The sequence below is a fragment of the Priestia sp. D3YE.R1 genome (assembly GCF_049199565.1).
GTDB lineage: Bacteria > Bacillota > Bacilli > Bacillales > Bacillaceae_H > Priestia > Priestia aryabhattai.
In genome coordinates this window covers 1,048,568-1,064,709 of sequence record NZ_JBLTHW010000001.1, presented here as the reverse complement: position 1 = coordinate 1,064,709, position 16,142 = coordinate 1,048,568, and the positions used below count along the sequence as shown (strand labels likewise).

The 16,142-nt window shown below is 39.3% G+C and carries 16 protein-coding genes; 9 read left to right on the top strand and 7 right to left on the bottom strand.

From position 1 onward, the window contains the following. Window positions 1-29 precede the first annotated feature (29 nt). Window positions 30-1,424 (bottom strand): amino acid permease, encoded by a 1,395-nt coding sequence (locus tag ACOZIR_RS05375; protein ID WP_045293665.1) that lies wholly within the window; start codon window positions 1,422-1,424, stop codon window positions 30-32. 533 nt (window positions 1,425-1,957) lie between these two features. Here ACOZIR_RS05375 and pruA point away from each other — a divergent pair. The 3 genes from pruA to ACOZIR_RS05360 all read left to right on the top strand — a co-directional run bounded on the left by pruA (window position 1,958) and on the right by ACOZIR_RS05360 (window position 5,491). Further along, entirely contained in the window at window positions 1,958-3,526 is a 1,569-nt protein-coding gene (gene pruA, locus ACOZIR_RS05370) for an L-glutamate gamma-semialdehyde dehydrogenase (RefSeq protein WP_328120464.1), read from the top strand. 72 nt (window positions 3,527-3,598) lie between these two features. Then, window positions 3,599-4,513: a proline dehydrogenase family protein gene (locus ACOZIR_RS05365; RefSeq protein ID WP_045293669.1), complete on the top strand. Its 915-nt coding sequence runs from the start codon at window positions 3,599-3,601 to the stop codon at window positions 4,511-4,513. A 174-nt stretch (window positions 4,514-4,687) separates the two neighbouring features. Then, on the top strand, window positions 4,688-5,491 hold the full coding sequence (locus ACOZIR_RS05360; protein WP_045293671.1) for a YwqG family protein: 804 nt from the start codon (window positions 4,688-4,690) through the stop codon (window positions 5,489-5,491). Window positions 5,492-5,547: 56 nt separating this feature from the next. On the opposite strand, the gene ACOZIR_RS05355 is transcribed toward ACOZIR_RS05360, so the two are convergent. Continuing rightward, entirely contained in the window at window positions 5,548-6,069 is a 522-nt protein-coding gene (locus tag ACOZIR_RS05355; RefSeq protein ID WP_045293673.1) for a YcxB family protein, read from the bottom strand. Window positions 6,070-6,251: 182 nt separating this feature from the next. Between ACOZIR_RS05355 and ACOZIR_RS05350 the strand changes: the two genes are divergently transcribed. Together ACOZIR_RS05350 and spoIIP are read left to right on the top strand one after the other, a co-directional pair. After that, window positions 6,252-6,638 carry a glyoxalase gene (locus ACOZIR_RS05350; RefSeq protein WP_045293675.1) on the top strand — a complete coding sequence of 129 codons (387 nt, stop codon included), beginning with the start codon at window positions 6,252-6,254 and terminating at the stop codon, window positions 6,636-6,638. 369 nt (window positions 6,639-7,007) lie between these two features. Next, window positions 7,008-8,192: a stage II sporulation protein P gene (gene spoIIP / locus ACOZIR_RS05345; RefSeq protein WP_045293677.1), complete on the top strand. Its 1,185-nt coding sequence runs from the start codon at window positions 7,008-7,010 to the stop codon at window positions 8,190-8,192. 257 nt (window positions 8,193-8,449) lie between these two features. On the opposite strand, the gene ACOZIR_RS05340 is transcribed toward spoIIP, so the two are convergent. From ACOZIR_RS05340 to pgaC, 5 genes are all read right to left on the bottom strand, one after another. Continuing rightward, complete coding sequence (locus tag ACOZIR_RS05340; protein ID WP_045293679.1) at window positions 8,450-10,165, bottom strand: putative bifunctional diguanylate cyclase/phosphodiesterase; 1,716 nt, start codon at window positions 10,163-10,165, stop codon at window positions 8,450-8,452. Window positions 10,166-10,575: 410 nt separating this feature from the next. Next, window positions 10,576-10,713, bottom strand: a complete 138-nt coding sequence (locus ACOZIR_RS05335) for a hypothetical protein (RefSeq protein ID WP_160297362.1) — start codon at window positions 10,711-10,713, stop codon at window positions 10,576-10,578. A gap of 137 nt (window positions 10,714-10,850) precedes the next feature. Continuing rightward, window positions 10,851-11,717, bottom strand: a complete 867-nt coding sequence (locus tag ACOZIR_RS05330; RefSeq protein WP_045293681.1) for a polysaccharide deacetylase family protein — start codon at window positions 11,715-11,717, stop codon at window positions 10,851-10,853. After that, a complete protein-coding gene (gene pgaD / locus ACOZIR_RS05325; protein ID WP_045293683.1) occupies window positions 11,714-12,175 on the bottom strand; it encodes a poly-beta-1,6-N-acetyl-D-glucosamine biosynthesis protein PgaD in 462 nt (153 codons plus the stop codon). Before pgaD ends, ACOZIR_RS05330 begins: the two co-directional genes overlap by 4 nt. Then, window positions 12,133-13,389 (bottom strand): poly-beta-1,6-N-acetyl-D-glucosamine synthase, encoded by a 1,257-nt coding sequence (gene pgaC / locus ACOZIR_RS05320; RefSeq protein ID WP_045293685.1) that lies wholly within the window; start codon window positions 13,387-13,389, stop codon window positions 12,133-12,135. The genes pgaD and pgaC overlap by 43 nt, the downstream gene beginning before the upstream one ends. 280 nt (window positions 13,390-13,669) lie before the next feature. Here pgaC and ACOZIR_RS05315 point away from each other — a divergent pair, with 280 nt between their 5' ends. The 4 genes from ACOZIR_RS05315 (at window position 13,670) to ACOZIR_RS05300 (ending at window position 15,906) form a co-directional block, all read left to right on the top strand. Further along, complete coding sequence (locus ACOZIR_RS05315) at window positions 13,670-14,188, top strand: ferritin (RefSeq protein ID WP_028409787.1); 519 nt, start codon at window positions 13,670-13,672, stop codon at window positions 14,186-14,188. 22 nt (window positions 14,189-14,210) lie between these two features. Further along, the gene (locus tag ACOZIR_RS05310) at window positions 14,211-14,411 is read left to right on the top strand and encodes a hypothetical protein (protein WP_152640857.1); all 201 of its coding nucleotides are present in this window, start codon (window positions 14,211-14,213) and stop codon (window positions 14,409-14,411) included. 145 nt (window positions 14,412-14,556) lie between these two features. After that, a complete protein-coding gene (locus tag ACOZIR_RS05305; RefSeq protein ID WP_014458731.1) occupies window positions 14,557-14,712 on the top strand; it encodes a hypothetical protein in 156 nt (51 codons plus the stop codon). Window positions 14,713-15,180: 468 nt separating this feature from the next. Further along, window positions 15,181-15,906, top strand: a complete 726-nt coding sequence (locus ACOZIR_RS05300) for an AbrB/MazE/SpoVT family DNA-binding domain-containing protein (RefSeq protein ID WP_045293687.1) — start codon at window positions 15,181-15,183, stop codon at window positions 15,904-15,906. Window positions 15,907-16,142 lie beyond the last annotated feature (236 nt).

Below are 16,142 nucleotides of genomic sequence, written 5' to 3'. Positions count from 1 at the left end.
CTAGCCCCTCGTGATGATTTTTTCTTCTATTAAGAAATTCTTTTATTCCCCTGTCCAGATAGAGAACTATCAGCTTTTTTCTTTTTCATAAAGAAGTACGAACATACCACAAATACAGCAATCAGCAGCGTGAGATAAAACTGAGTGCGAAGTGAATCAATAAATGCCATCGCAATAAAGATACTTGTGATTGCCGCAATCGTTCCATACGTTAAATAAGGAAACAGCCACATTCTGATTTTTAATGCTTCTGGCTTTTCTTTTTCGTATTTCTTTCTCATGCGAAGCTGTGAAAAAGCAATAACAAGGTACACAAGAAGCGCTACGCCTCCCGATGCGTTTACTAAAAATAAAAAGATTTTATCAGGTGAAAGATAGTTAAAACCAACGCTGATGTAAGAAATCACGGTACATCCTACAATGGCATTAAACGGAATGCCTTTTTTATTCACTTTCAAAAACATGCGCGGCGCGTCTCCTTTTTGCGCCATTGAGTACAGCATACGAGAACTCGTGTATAGACCTGAATTTAAGCAGGACAAAACAGCAGTCAGTACGATAAAGTTCATAATTTGAGCCGCTGCCGGAACGTTTACCAGCTCTAATATCGAAACAAACGGACTTTTCATCAAGCTTGAAGAATCCCACGGAAGAATAGTCACTAAGATTAAAATGGACCCAAGATAAAAAATTAAAATACGATAAATAACGGTATTTGTTGCGATGGTGATCGCTCGCTCAGGCTGAGCCGATTCTCCAGCCGCTGTTGCGACAATTTCTGTTCCCATAAAAGAAAACATGACAATCGCCACTCCTAAAAAGACGGAGCTGATTCCATTTGGAAGAAATCCTCCTCTATGAAGAAGGTTCGACGCTCCTGGAGACTCTACTCCCGGTATTAAACCGAGGATGATCGCTCCTCCTAAAAGTAAAAACAGCACTAAACTAACTACTTTAATAAGCGAAAACCAGTATTCAAATTCACCAAATGATTTAACAGAGTATAAGTTCGTTAACGTTAGTAAAAACGTCAGGATCAGACTCACGCCCCAAGACGGTAAAGACGGAAACCAATATTGAATAATCGTTGAACCCGCAATCGCTTCAACTGCAATAACAATTACCCAGAAAAACCAGTACAGCCAGCCGATTGTGTAGCCGGCCCACGGCCCAAGCGCTTCTCTGGCATATGTGGCGAACGAGCCGCTTGAAGGATTAGCCGTAGACATTTCCCCCAGCATTCGCATAACTAAAATCACCAGCAAACCGGCAAACGCGTACGAAAAAATGGAACCAGGACCCGCTGCGTTAATGAGCGATCCACTTCCAATGAACAAACCGGCACCAATGATTCCCCCTAAAGAAATCATGGTTATGTGTCGAATTTTTAATTCTTTTTTTAACTCAGGCGGTTGATGACTCATGTTAAAATCCTCCTTATAGGAACCGTCATTTAAAGAATTACACGTTCTCCGCATCGCGCGTTAAATATGTAAGCCCTTACAACAATGTGGACAAATAACTGCTGTTTTTCTACCCTCCCTCCATCTGTACATTCAAATGAAGCCTTCACTTGACGAAAAAGATAGCTTCATTCGACAAAAATTACTTTTCGAATTATATGATAATTTATATTGAACAACTTTGTCTATTGTTTTTTTGAAAGGAAAATCATTTTAATTTACTAACGATAAACTCTTTCTTTTATCGTAATTCTTCACTTCAAAACATCTTTTCTTATACTTTACCGACATCCCTTTCTTTGCGTTTTGTTCAAATTCACTATAAAAACCATAGATTCATTGGATATTTAAACAAAAGTGTTTATTTTTAATTTTTTTTGAACATTTTTGTTAAAAAACTATGTACAAAACTAGAATAAGGTGATTATAATACAGGTATAGGGTGTTGGAATATTAGTTATGTTTAAAATTTTCTAAAAAAAGGGGTAATGAAAATGAACACAATGAATATCAACGAAATCAAACAATACAAACACGAGCCTTTCACAGACTTTACGACTGCACAAAACAAAGATGCGTTTGAATCTGCATTAGAACTTGTACAATCAGAGCTTGGAAAGGACTATCCTCTTGTAATTGGCGGAGAATTAATTACAACAGAAGATCAAATTCAGTCAATTAACCCAGCAAATAAAGCAGAAGTTATCGGTCGCGTGTCAAAAGCAGATCAAGACTTAGCAGAAAAAGCAATGCAAGCGGCACTTTCTACGTTTAATACATGGAAAAAAGAAGCACCCGAAGCAAGAGCAGATATCCTTTTCCGCGCAGCAGACATTATTCGAAGCCGCAAACATGAATTTTCAGCTTATCTTGTAAAAGAGGCAGGAAAACCGTGGAAAGAAGCGGATGCTGATACAGCAGAAGCAATCGACTTCCTTGAATACTACGCTCGTCAAATGGTACAGCTAAAAGACGGCGCGCCTGTTGAAAGCCGCGAAGGTGAAGAAAATAAATTTAATTACATTCCGCTTGGTGTCGGCGTTATTATCTCACCATTTAACTTCCCGCTAGCGATTATGGCTGGAACAGCTGCAGCAGCGATCGTAGCAGGAAATACAGTTTTATTAAAACCAGCTAACAACACACCGGTAATCGCAGCAAAATTTGTAGAAGTAATGAAAGAAGCTGGCCTTCCAGACGGCGTATTAAACTACGTACCGGGAAGCGGAAGCGAAATTGGCGACTATTTAGTAGATCATCCAAAAACACGCTTCGTTTCGTTTACAGGTTCTCGTGAAGTAGGCTGCCGCATCTATGAACGAGCAGCAAAAGTACAGCCTGGTCAAATCTGGCTAAAACGCGTTATTGCTGAAATGGGCGGCAAAGACACAGTCGTTGTAGATAAAGATGCTGATTTAGATTTAGCTGCTTCTTCTATCGTGTATTCAGCATTTGGCTTCTCTGGACAAAAGTGTTCAGCAGGCTCTCGTGCAGTTGTTCACCAAGACGTATACGATATCGTTCTTGAAAAAGCAGTTGCGCTCACAAAAACATTAACAATGGGAAGTCCTGAAGATGTGAACACGTATATGGGACCTGTTATTGATCAGGCTTCTTTCAACAAAATTACAAAGTACATTGAAATCGGTAAAGAAGAAGGTCGTTTAATGACGGGCGGAGAAGCAGATGATTCAAAAGGCTACTTCATTCAGCCTACGATCATTGCAGATGTAGATGAAAAAGCACGTTTAATGCAAGAAGAAATCTTCGGCCCAGTCGTAGCATTCTGCAAAGCGCGCGACTTCGATCATATGATGGAAATTGCTAATAATACAGACTACGGTTTAACAGGTGCCCTTCTTTCAAATACGCCTGAACACATTGAGCGTGCAAAAGAAGAGTTCCACGTCGGAAACCTTTACTTTAACCGCGGTTGTACAGGTGCCATCGTTGGGTACCAGCCGTTTGGCGGATTTAATATGTCAGGAACAGATTCAAAAGCTGGAGGTCCTGATTACTTGATTCTGCACTTACAAGCAAAAACAACAAGCACAACGCTTTAATACTCAGTAGAGCAGCCCTAGGCTGCTCTATCTTAAAACAACAAGGGATTTTTTCTATAGGGGGAGATATTTATGTTAGCAGAGGTATCTAAAAATGTGTTTCTTCACGCTTCCCAAAATAAAGTGCTAAACAAAGCGGCGAAAAAATGGGGTCTTCGCTTTGGTGCAGCTCAAGTGGTAGCTGGCGACACGATTGAACATGCGATTAAAAAAGTACGGGAACTGAATGAAAAAGGACTTGTTTGCACGCTTGATCATTTAGGAGAATTTGTTTCAAGCAGAGAAGAAGCTATCGAAGCGACTCAATATAACGTCAGAACGCTAGAAGCTATGGGGCAAGCCGGCGTAACATGCAACTTATCTGTCAAAATGACGCAGCTTGGTTTGGATATCGACCGCAATTTTTGCGTTGAGAATATGCGCCGCATTGTTGAAACGGCGAAAAAATACGATAACTTTGTCCGAATCGACATGGAAGACTACGCCCACTGTCAAATGACGCTAGATATTTTACGAGAGCTTCGTGAGACGTATGATAATGTCGGAACAGTTATTCAAGCTTACCTGTTCCGCGCTGAACAAGACGTAAAAGAGTTAAAAGGGGTTCCTCTTCGATTAGTAAAAGGCGCGTATCAAGAATCACCAACCGTGGCATTTCAAGATAAAGCCCAAATTGATGAAAACTATATGCGCATTATCGAAGAACATCTGCTCAGCGGAACATACACGGCGATTGCATCTCACGACCATAATATTATTGCAAAAGTAAAAGAGTTCGCTCACAAAAACAACATTCCGCGCACGCAGTTTGAATTTCAAATGCTGTATGGATTCCGAACAGATATGCAGCTTAGCCTTGCAAAAGAAGGCTATACAATGCGCGTATACGTTCCATTTGGCAACGACTGGTTTGGTTACTTCATGCGCCGCTTAGCGGAAAGACCGCAAAACGTCGCATTTGCTTTAAAAGGATTCTTTTCTAAATAAGCAATCATTTAGTAAGATCGACAATGAAAACGCTATCATTTCTTTGTGCCCTTTGCAGAAGCATCCGCAAAGGGTTTTTTTTATACGATTTCTCTTCCCTTTTCGTGTGTATTACGCTAAAATATAAATACGAACAAACGTTCTTTTTTATTCCAAACAAAAAGGAGAGTACATATGAATCCTCTATCAAAATTAGAACTGCCTCCTAAGCTAGAACCTTACCGAAAAGAAATCGAACAAACATGTAAGCCTTATATCCACCTCCATACGGTCATGAACAGTCCAAAATTATATGAAAGCAAGTTCGGCGGCAACCCTTATCTTCCTCTAGAAGCAAGTCATCCTCTAGACTCCGAGGGCAAGCCGATGCTGCTGATGGCACAAATCAATTTTTCTGAAGTTCCTTCCTATGAAAATATGCCCTCTCAAGGCATGCTTCAATTTTTCATTTGCGGAGCTGATAACAAAAACACTGGTGATGTGTATGGTCTGGATTTTGACCACCCTACGACTCAAAAAGACTTTCGCGTCGTTTTTTATGAAGATGTAACAACCGACGAAAACAAATTAACAACGGATTTTACGTATCTTGAAGACATTGACCGAGATATGTTCCCTATTCCTCAAGAAGTAGGCTTACAGTTTGAAATAAGAATCGAACCTGTTTCCCCTACTGACTATCGCTATAACGCTGTAGAACCAGGTTTTTTTGACGATGAAGAAATGGAAGAAATCTACTGGGATGAAGTTACGGGTGAGTATCACAAAATGGGCGGATACGCTTTTTTCACTCAAAGCGATCCCCGAGACTACGATGAAGCGCTGCGGGCATACAACATTCTGCTTCTTCAATTTGCCATGGACGACGACGCTGATATTATGTTTGGTGATGCAGGAGTGGCCAATTTCTTTATTAAAGAACAAGACCTTCGCAACCGTAACTTTAAAGATGTTTTGTACAACTGGGACTGCTGTTAAAAAACACCCTCTTAGAAAAGTATCTAAGAGGGCCTTTTTTATATGGCTTTTACTACTCAGCCTGTTTTCCTTGCAGCATTCAGCATTTCTTTAAACTGCTGTAACGCTTTTACATCTGCAAATGCGCTTGTAGGAATAACATATCCGCTCATTGCACTAACAAGGATAAAGATATGTTCATCGGTTTCTCTAATTTGAGTGATGCTTGACCAAGGAGTCTTCACTTCTCCTTTTGAGCTTTTCTCTACCAAGTCCTCTTCCGTAACCATCATAGTATGCTCACCCGTCAGACTGCTGTTATCTCCTTCATTTATTACCTTTACGATGTTCTTTTTAATACTTCCGTAAAAATATTTCGGATAAAATAAAAACCACAGCACCGCAAGCAGCGCAAACGCTACGAACATACCAAGTAAAAATTCTCCTTCAACCCACGAAACAAGCAAAGGAATAAGAAGAAAAATAAGCGACATCCATCGCTGAACTCTCAGCACTTTTTGTACTCTTTCCGAATGTTGAGCGTGATGCATGTTAAAAGCTACGTAATCATCTTTGGTTAACGTATAGTGATATTCCATATTAATCTCCAATTCTACTAAATAACAACAAAATAAAATATACCTCATTTGGTGTTATATGTATATAAAATTGCACTTTTTCATAAGCTTTTCTTATGAAACACATCAACTTTTTATCATTTATTTACAGATATACTTCACGTAAACTTAACTAGTACTCTACTATTTAAGGAGGAATGTTTATGACGTTTACACTGACGCATATTGATCATATTCAGCTAGCTGCACCCCCGAATTCAGAAAGCGAAGCACGACACTTTTTCGGAACCGTTCTTGACTTAACAGAAGTCGAAAAGCCGGAAAGTCTAAAAAAGCGCGGCGGCGTGTGGTTTGAGTTTGGTTCTTATCAGCTGCATATTGGTGTTGAACCTGCCTTTTCACCCGCAAAAAAAGCGCATCCAGGCTTTTTCGTTAAAAACCTCACTGCGTTAAAAGATCATCTGACTAGCTTCGGTATTTCTTTTATAGAAGACAAAAACATTCCCGGTGTCGAAAGAATTTACGTGGATGATCCTTTTGGCAACCGAATGGAGTTCTTAGAGAAAGTGAATCTTCCTGTTTCTAACTGAGTGTTCGACAAAACAAGAGCTCTTATTTACGAGCTCTTGTTTTCTTTTGGTCCTTCTTTTTGCTTTTCTTTTCAAAGCATGTACAGCAACAGCCCCAGTACACAAAATGCTACGCCAAACATTGTTAAAGGAAATAACAGTGTATTAATAAAATGATGATAAACCCATGAATCGTTCATCTAACCAGCTCCAATATGCACCGTTTTTTTATAGTATGCCCTACTATAACCTTTTTTATATTGTGTTAAATATCATGGTTTCTATCATATTTCTTTTTCTTTTTAATAGAGTAAATAGTAGATACATAACATTCTCCTCTCAGAGCTCTCATCCGCTGATTTCAAAATTTCATTAGAGGAGGTTTATTCTATGAAAAACAAGTTCACCGAAAAGCCTAAAAAGCTTTTTTGGATCCTTTCTTATAAATCATTAATTATCGCTATACTATTTGTTCTGTTAACATCTGCCGCTATTTTTACCGTCACGTATTCAACTCTTCAGCATACGCTGCGCTCGAACGTTGTCTATCAAGCACTATCAAATTATAAAGCTCAAAGCTTGTTCTACTTCATGCATACGGAAAACCATCATTTCTCTCATGCCTATGAAGAAGATTTCTCTCCGCCTCCTCTTTCTTCTGTCGCCCTGCAGCTTGCGACGAATATTCGCGTGGCGGATACAAGAAGTCTCTTTGGATCAGAACTGCCCGGCTTTTCTATTTTTGATTCTCATATTCTGTTAGCCGGTGAAGGAACGGATTATACCACGATTCCTCATGAATCAGCTCCTCCGCTCGAAAGCATTTCTGGGGAGCGTGATTTGGATCCTGCTGAAAGCAAAACGTACGAAGAAAGTAAAAAACAGTCTCAAACACAGGCCGAGCAAAGTACGGGAGACAAAAAAGTTGTGTACATCTACCACACGCACAGCTGGGAATCTTATTTTCCTTTACTTGGTATGCAAGGTGAAGCGAACGAAAATAAAGCAGTTGATAACAAAACCAACATCACGCTCGTTGGTCAAATGCTAGGAATGGAATTAAAAGCAGACGGAATCGGCTCGGAAGTAGATACAACTAACATGACGCAAAAGCTGAATGAAAAAGGCTGGGGTACGGGACGAGCCTATGCGATGTCTCGCAGCGTGGTGGAAACGGCTCTTCAGCAAAACAAAGACGTCGATTATTTAATTGATATTCATCGTGATTCACTGCGCCAAGAAAAAACAACGACTGCTATTAACGGAAAATCGTACGCTAAAATGATGATTGTATTAGGTGAAGCAAACCCGAAATTTGATGAAAATGTTAAAATGGCCAAAGCGATTCATGAAAAGCTAGAGGAAAAATATCCAGGCCTTAGCCGCGGAGTATTAAGCAAAAAGAAAACAAGCGGCAATAACGGGCTATATAATCAGGACTTATCCGACCGCTCCATTTTAATTGAAGTAGGCGGCGTCGATAACAATATGGAAGAACTCACAAATACCGTCAAAGCTTTTTCTGATGTGTTCAGCGAGTATTACTGGCAAGCTGAAAAAGTGAATGCGCAGTAAACAAAAACTAGCTACCCCAGGTAGCTAGTTTTTGTTTTTATGAGAGTCACGCTTCTCCTCTTCTTCACACGCAAAGCACATAAGCTTCCCTTCAACAACCACACCGTTTAAAAATCCCTCTAAACAGTACACGTTCTTTTGACATACCGTACAGACTCCAACGTATTCTTTCACGACTTTATCAATCCTTATATCATATTAAAATTCAAAAAAAGAAGCTCTATTAAAGAGCTTCTTTCCGTACATATGATTTTCCTTCAATTCAACAAGCGTCTCATTTCTTCAGGAGAAAGCGGCTTATCAAATATATAGCCTTGACCGATATGACAGCCTTGTTCCATCACAAACTGCAGCTGTTCTTCGTTTTCGATTCCTTCTGCAGTTAGATCAAAATTAAGTTTTTTCCCCATTTGAATAATCGTTTCCACCAGCACTTTTCCAACTTCATCTAAGTCGTCAATAAATGATTTATCAATTTTTAACGTATTAATCGGCAAGTGTTTAAGATAGCTAAGAGAAGAGTAGCACGTTCCAAAATCATCCATTGCCACTTTTATCCCTAGACTCCGCAGGCGGTTTAACACTTTTTTCGATTCTTGACTGTTTTGAATAACGCTTTCGGTGATTTCAAGTTCGAGAAAGTGCGGCTCAAGACCTGTTTTTTGCAAGATTTGTTCAATATCCACTACGAATCGCGAGGACTTCAGCTGAATAGGTGACACGTTCACTCCTATTTTACTCGCTTTTGAATTCAGCTCCGTCCATGCTTTCATCTGCTTACACGCTTCTGCCAACACCCATTTGCCAACGGGCACAATCAGACCTACTTCTTCTAAAATAGGCAAAAATTCATTAGGATAGACGGTACCAAATTTTGCGCTATTCCAGCGGATAAGCGCTTCTGCCCCTATGACATCAGACGTTTTTAAATCGATTAACGGCTGATAAACGAGCTGAAACTCATGTCTTTCGAGCGCATACTTTAACTCATTTTCCATGCTGATTGTTTTAATTATTCGTTCATTAGATGAAGACGAACTCATTTCATATGTGTTTCGTCCATTTCGTTTTGCTACATACATTGCAATATCTGCTTGCTTAATTAACCTGTCAATTAGTTCATCTGCGTCTTTTGGGACAATATGCTGCTGACATTCCTTTGAAAATAGGCTAATACCAACGCTTGTAGAGGTTAGCACTTTATCACCATCTATATAAAAAGGAAGCGACATTTCCTTTACGATCTGCTCGGTCATTTCTTCAATTTCCTCAACAGTTTTTAGTGTATGCAGCACTAAAATAAACTCATCGCCCCCGTGCCGCGAGATAAAATCAGAGGACGGAATACATTTTTTTAATCTTTCTGCTACGCGCCTAAGCAGCACATCGCCGTGATGATGGCCAAGCGTATCATTTATTGATTTAAAGCGGTCTAAATCTAAAAATAAAATAGCCAGCAGTTCTGGAGATTCTTCATCTAAAAACAGTTTTTTCAGCTGTTTGTTTAACCAGTAGCGGTTAGGTAAATTGGTTAACGGATCATAATAAGCCATTTGCTTAATTTTTTCTTCATATGCTTTTCGTTTTGTAATATCATTACGAATCGATACGTACTGATACGGCTTGCCCTGCTCATCTAAAAAAGGAACAATGGTTGTATCCACCCAGTAGTACGAACCGTCTTTTGCCTTGTTTTTTATTTCTCCGTGCCATACCTTACCGGATCTGATCGTGCTCCATAACTCCTTAAAAAACAAGCTTGAATGATGTTTCGAATTAATAATGCGATGATCTTGTCCGAGGAGCTCATGTCTTTCATACTTAGAAATTTCACAGAATTTATCGTTCACGTGATTGATGAATCCGCGGCTATCCGTAATCGCTACAATCGATGATTCGTTTAACGCAAGTTCAATATCATTTAGTTTTTTCAGCGCTTCTTTAAATTTATATTCAAAATGCCTGTTTTCCATAGCCTATACACCTTTATCAAAATTTTAACGATAAAACAAAACCCATGACGAAATGATAGAGAGGAATCGTGAATAATGAATATAAATTAACCAGCAACGGACAGCGGATTGGCTTGTCCGATTACCTTACATTATTAAAATAGTAAGCGTAGGATTGCTTCTTTTCCTCTTTTCACCTTTACAAACTTCTCACACGCAGTTTGTAAAAGAATTGATAGATAGTTTCGTTTATCCATGTCTTTTATCACAACTTTTCTATGGTACCATTAAAATGATTTTTATAGAAATGAAAGTATACTTTCTTCACGTAATTGACATACCTTTTGATGGTAAAAAGAAAAAAGAGGCTGGGACATAACAAAATAAATCCAATCGAAAGACGAACAAATGAGATACATGAGCTGGACTGCTTATGACACCGCAATTGATTTCCGTGCAAGGCTTCGCTTTCCGCGGGCGGCCGCTGAGCCTCCTCGTCGCTTGCGCTCCTGCGGGGTCTCACCTGTTCCGCTGTTCCCGCAGGAGTCTTCGCCTTGCCCTCCAATCAACTGCTAGAAGGAGCGAAACAAATAAAACGATATGCACCATCACAAAAAAAACGAACCATTCATCAAACAGGTTGATGAATGGTTCGTTTTCACTTGGGCTCAACTACTTTTGTCCCAGCCTCTTTTTCACTTTCTTCTTACGAGCTTGTCCGCGTCAACCATGGAAGAATAAGGTTTTGAAAGGTTTTGTTGTACACAACCATCCGGTTAAGATAGTACGGGTCGTTGTCTTTTGTAATAACGTGAGGGGCTAAAATAGCTGCCTGGTGAAAACCGGCATTTTTCACAATTTTAGCTACGTCATCATTTGTATTGCCATATGGATACGCAAAGTAAACAGGGTCTACTCCTAAATGTCGCTTAATCGTTTCTTTGCTTTTTCGTAAATCACGAGCAAACGCGCTGTATTTAGCAGGCGTCAGAAATAAAGGCTTGTCTTCTTCCAAGCGGTGCATGTCATATGTATGCGAACCAATGGTCGCAAGGCCGCTGTCTTTCATTTCTTTTAGCTGACTCCACGAAGCCATGTTTAAATTTTGAAAATCAGTTGCCCCCACTTGTCCTGCGATTACATATAGCGTAAACTGAATGTTTTCCTTTTTTAAAATTGGAAACGCGTTTTGATAAACAGTACGGTCAATATCATCAAATGAAATCCATACGCAGCGTTTTGGAAACGTACCTTTTTGCTGATACGTTTCAATATCTTTTGGCGTAACGAACGTAGCGTCAAGTTCCTTCAGCTTTTTCAACTGATGTTCGAAATCATTGCTGTAGACGCTGTACTCTGTCAGTTCGTCAGACTTTGTAACTGAGCTGACAACTCGATTAAACCAATTATGCTTGCGCACGCGATGATAATTTAAACCTAAGCATCCGTTCGTCTCAAGCGCTGGCTCCACGGTCGTTGTGGCTTTCGCCTTGTCTTCCCAGTTCACTGCTTTTAAAAAAACAAAAGTAACTACCGTTGCCGCTATCAAAAGAAAGAATACATATTTCTTCATGCGTGCTTCCTCTCCTTAGTATGTTTTAAAGGATTAACATCAAACTCGATGTAATGCGCACGCTGAAGTTCTTGAATTTGCTCCTTAGATAAAAGCTCAAGTCGCTCTAAATCTTTTATACTCGTATACGCCGGCTCTTTTCGTCGGTTTAAGCTTCCAAATCTCTTTTTGTTATAGGATCTCCATAAAAAGAGAGCTAGGAAAAAGAAACAAAAAATAACGAGTCCAATCATTAAAAACGTTCGAATTTCACCGTTCGACGTTTTGAACGCAATTTTTAATACCCCGCTGTAACGATCATTTACTCCCATAACAGCTGAAAGGAAAAACCAAAGAACAACAGCACAATACAGCCAAAAAACAGATGAAATAATGATGCTTATTACCAATCGAGCAAGAGGCTGTTTGGCTTGAATCATGATTTGCTCTTCGTTAAGCCGCGGTCTGGACTGCTCCATGTAGCATAGCCTCCTTTCACTCTAGATTTGATAGCACGAGGAAATGCGCCCACTACTACAATCGTATTCACAATCCAGTAAAGCGCTGGGTACCATGCAGCCCATACGTAATACCGCTTCACATTGTCGTATTTTGAATCAATTTTCAGTGCAATAAACAGCTGAATTAAGCTTGTAAATACAAGGGAAAATGACGTAAACGTAAACCAAAACAGCATGTCTTGAGGGCTGCTCGCCGTAACAAGCAGCATGATAGTCACAAACAGCCATGCCAATGACCAAAAGGTACTGATCCACTGCTCTAGGTAGACAATCCAAATTCTGCGCTGCTTCCATTTTAATAATACTTTCCAGTGGCGAAGCATTACCTCTTGTCCGCCTTGAGCCCAGCGTACTCGTTGCTTCCAAATGCCTTTTAAGGTTTCGGGCACAAGCATCCAGCACAATGCCCGCGGTTCATAGCGGATATCCCAAAAGCGCTGCTGCAGCTTCCAGCTCACGGCGATATCTTCCGTAATCATGTCACGATCCCACAGCCCGACGTCCACAAGTGCTTTCTTTCGAAAAGCTACTACTACGCCTGAGACCGTCATTACTTTTCCTAAAATTCGCTGTGTTCGTTTAATAGAACCGATAATAGAAGAATACTCAACTAGCTGAATGCGACTCAGCAGCGTATTACGGTTTCGAATGCGCGGATTTCCGGTAACGGCTCCCAGCCGTTCCCCTTTATGAAGAAAATGATGGATTAGATAATATGGAGCGTCTTGATCTAAAATAGCGTCAGAATCTAAGCAGATTAAAAACTCAGCTTTAGATGCGTGCGCACCTAAATGTAACGCGTTGGCTTTTCCTTTATTTTCATAAAGCTGAATCACACGAACTTCAGGGTGATTTCTGCTGATTTCCTTTAAAATATCAGCTGTTCCATCCGTACTGCCATCGTTAATAAGGATGATTTCTTTAGACGGATATTCTAACGCCAAAAGGTGCTTAAGCGTTTCTTCAATCGTCTCTTCTTCGTTATAGCAAGGCACTAAAAAGCTCACTAACGGCCATTCAATTGTTGAAAAATCAACTTTAGGATCTCGGTCGCGATAGCGTATGTAAATAAGCGTGCCTGCAATCCAAAATAAAGACATAATAAATGGATACCAGAATACAAAGCTCGCAAGCTTTTCAAATCCAGGTATTAATACGTGTTGCATATTCATTCTTCTGACTCCTTCACACCAATTAAAATTGCACAGAGTGACAATTTTATCACTAAATTGGTTAAATAGAACATAGTAATTTTAACCATCTAAAAAAGAGTCTTTTAAACTACTTTTATTCCTATATTATACAACCTTTATATGTAAGCAAGAAGCACCAATAAAGGATGGGCAAGTTACCTACTTAAAGAATTGACATATAGTATCTGTGTAGATTAAAAGCGTGATGATTGCAGGTAGTATACGAAAGAAACCCTTTCCCTAAGGAGGAATAACAACTATGAACGAACAAATTCAAAAGCTGCTCAATAACTTAATTCAACTTGAACACGTCTCTTCGACTTTATACCTAGCTATGTCTAACTATATGAATCGATTAAACTATAAAGGAATGGGCAGCTGGCTGCGTCTGCAGTCTGAAGAAGAGCGCACTCATATGCTAAAACTCATTGACTACTTAGTTGACCGCGGCGGAACGGTAGAATTAAGCTCTTTGCCTGCTCAGCCAAGTGAGTTTGGGACACCGTTAGAAACGTTTCAAAAAGTATTGGAGCATGAGAAGTTCGTCACGAATTCTTATCGTCAAGCGTTTCAATTTATCAGCCAAGCGAATGACCCTCAAACGTTAGTCATCGTGCAGGACTTTTTACGAGAACAAGTCGACGAAGAAGCTCAAGCTCAAACGATTGTAGACCGTTTAAAAATCGCCCAAAATAACCCTGCAGCTATCTTTATACTCGATCAAGAACTAGGACAGCGAAAAGCTGCACCAGCGGGTGGAGCAGCTGCGCAAGGTTAAAAGCGCAGAAGAGTGTAGAACAATGTGCAGAACCAATAACACGACGCCCCTTTCCTTGTTTCGAGTTGGTATTCATCACGGCTATTATGGATATCCTCCCAATGTGTATGACGCCATTCAAAGGCTTATGAATCAATATATACATCAGCTTCACCATCATCGGCCTCAATACGTTCACGTCTACTACGTGCATCCTTCTCTTATTCACTACTACCTTCACTAAGTTAAGGAAAATAGAGAATTTTGCTTCATGAAAAAATTCACCGTTTCTCCACCCTAATTCAGGAATCCCAATCAAAAATTTGGATATTTATGCTAATATAGATTTTGTTACTCATATAAAGAAACAATTATTAGCGGGGCGTCATATGGATAATCAATACGTTGTAGGATGGGGAACGCTGGCTTTAATTAATGCCGGATTAGCGCAAGGTAAAAATCGAACGGGTCTGAACTGGTTCTTATTATCTCTTGCTTTAGGACCGCTTGCTACCTTCATCTTACTGCTGGTTGAAAAACGATAAAAATTGGTTCAAAGCTCATTGCTTTGAGCTTTTTTCTTTATTTTCCAACTATGACTGCTCTCCAAAACAAGTGAAAAAAGCAACGCTTGAAATTTTTTTCTAGACTTAATATGCATAAATCTATTCATCATTTAGCGTAAATCCGGCTGCATTTTGTTAATAAAAAACCTACTCTTTAGAAAAGGAAGGAAGCTCCTTTTTAAATCTTTGTTTCTGACAATAAAATCAAAAGAAAGAAAAACGCTTTTATTCTATGCTTTTCTAATTAACAGATTAACTGTTTTCTTCAGATAATTACCTTTCACATGGGACAGCTGTGCATCTACTGAATGAGGTCAAACTTCCTGTATTTCTCAATCTGTAGGATGAATAAATACTCATTTGCTTCATTTGACAAAGAAATAAATGCTGTGTAGTTTAAGTAACATACCCCATCTAAAATGTTTTTAGAAAGGATTAAGTAGCAAGATGCGTACAAAAAAAGAAGAGTGTATAATTGACGAAATGGGAAGAGTATCCCTTCCTTCTTTGTTTATGCAACTAACAAAACTCGAGACGAACGACAAAGTTTTTTTACGGAGCTGTGATGATTGGATTATTATCGATCATCATGATGAAAATGTCCCGGTTCCTTCTCATATCTTCATTCGAACAATTGACCACATGGGTAGAATAGTCATTCCAAGATCCCTGCGAGATGACTATGAACTTAAGCCCTTTGATTATGTAGAACTATACGTGGTAGAACAGCAAATTGTTATGAAAAAAAGAGACGAAAAATCGATAGCGCTTTCACAAAAACCTGCGGCGTCTCCTCCTTATTATGCAACATTAACCGGCCGGCAGATTCAGCTCACTGCTGAACTTTTAACGTCCGTCGAATTGGATGCAAACATGGAGGTTCAATTTTTTATTAACAAAGAAAATAACATCGTGATTCAAAAATATGAAATGAGTTTTGGGAAGAAAACGACTTTAACATTTACGGCTCAATCTCGAAAAATTGATGACCGTTTTCGACTTACTATTCCTAAAAAGCTGCGAGATGATTTCTCCATCCACTCAGGTACGATGTTAAAAATTAAAACAGGTAATAAGCAGCTCATTTTAGAAAAAGTGGAGAATGAAAAAGAGATTAGCAGCGTATTATCTCAGCAAATAGACGCAGCAATTGTTGAAAAATTACCGAAATAAGAACGACGCCAAAAACAAATGGTTTCCTACCACTTCAAAGCAAAAGCTAAGAGTTATGCATAGACTGACCCTTTCTATACTCAACTCTTAGCTTTTAGACTTATCTTCCGTAAACGTGTACAAGCCGGTTACTCCACATAATAGCACTACTTCCAAAATAAAAAACTATTTCCAGATCCATCAAAATTATTGTAAATAATTTGAATATATGAGTATAATAAGGTACTTTGCATAGA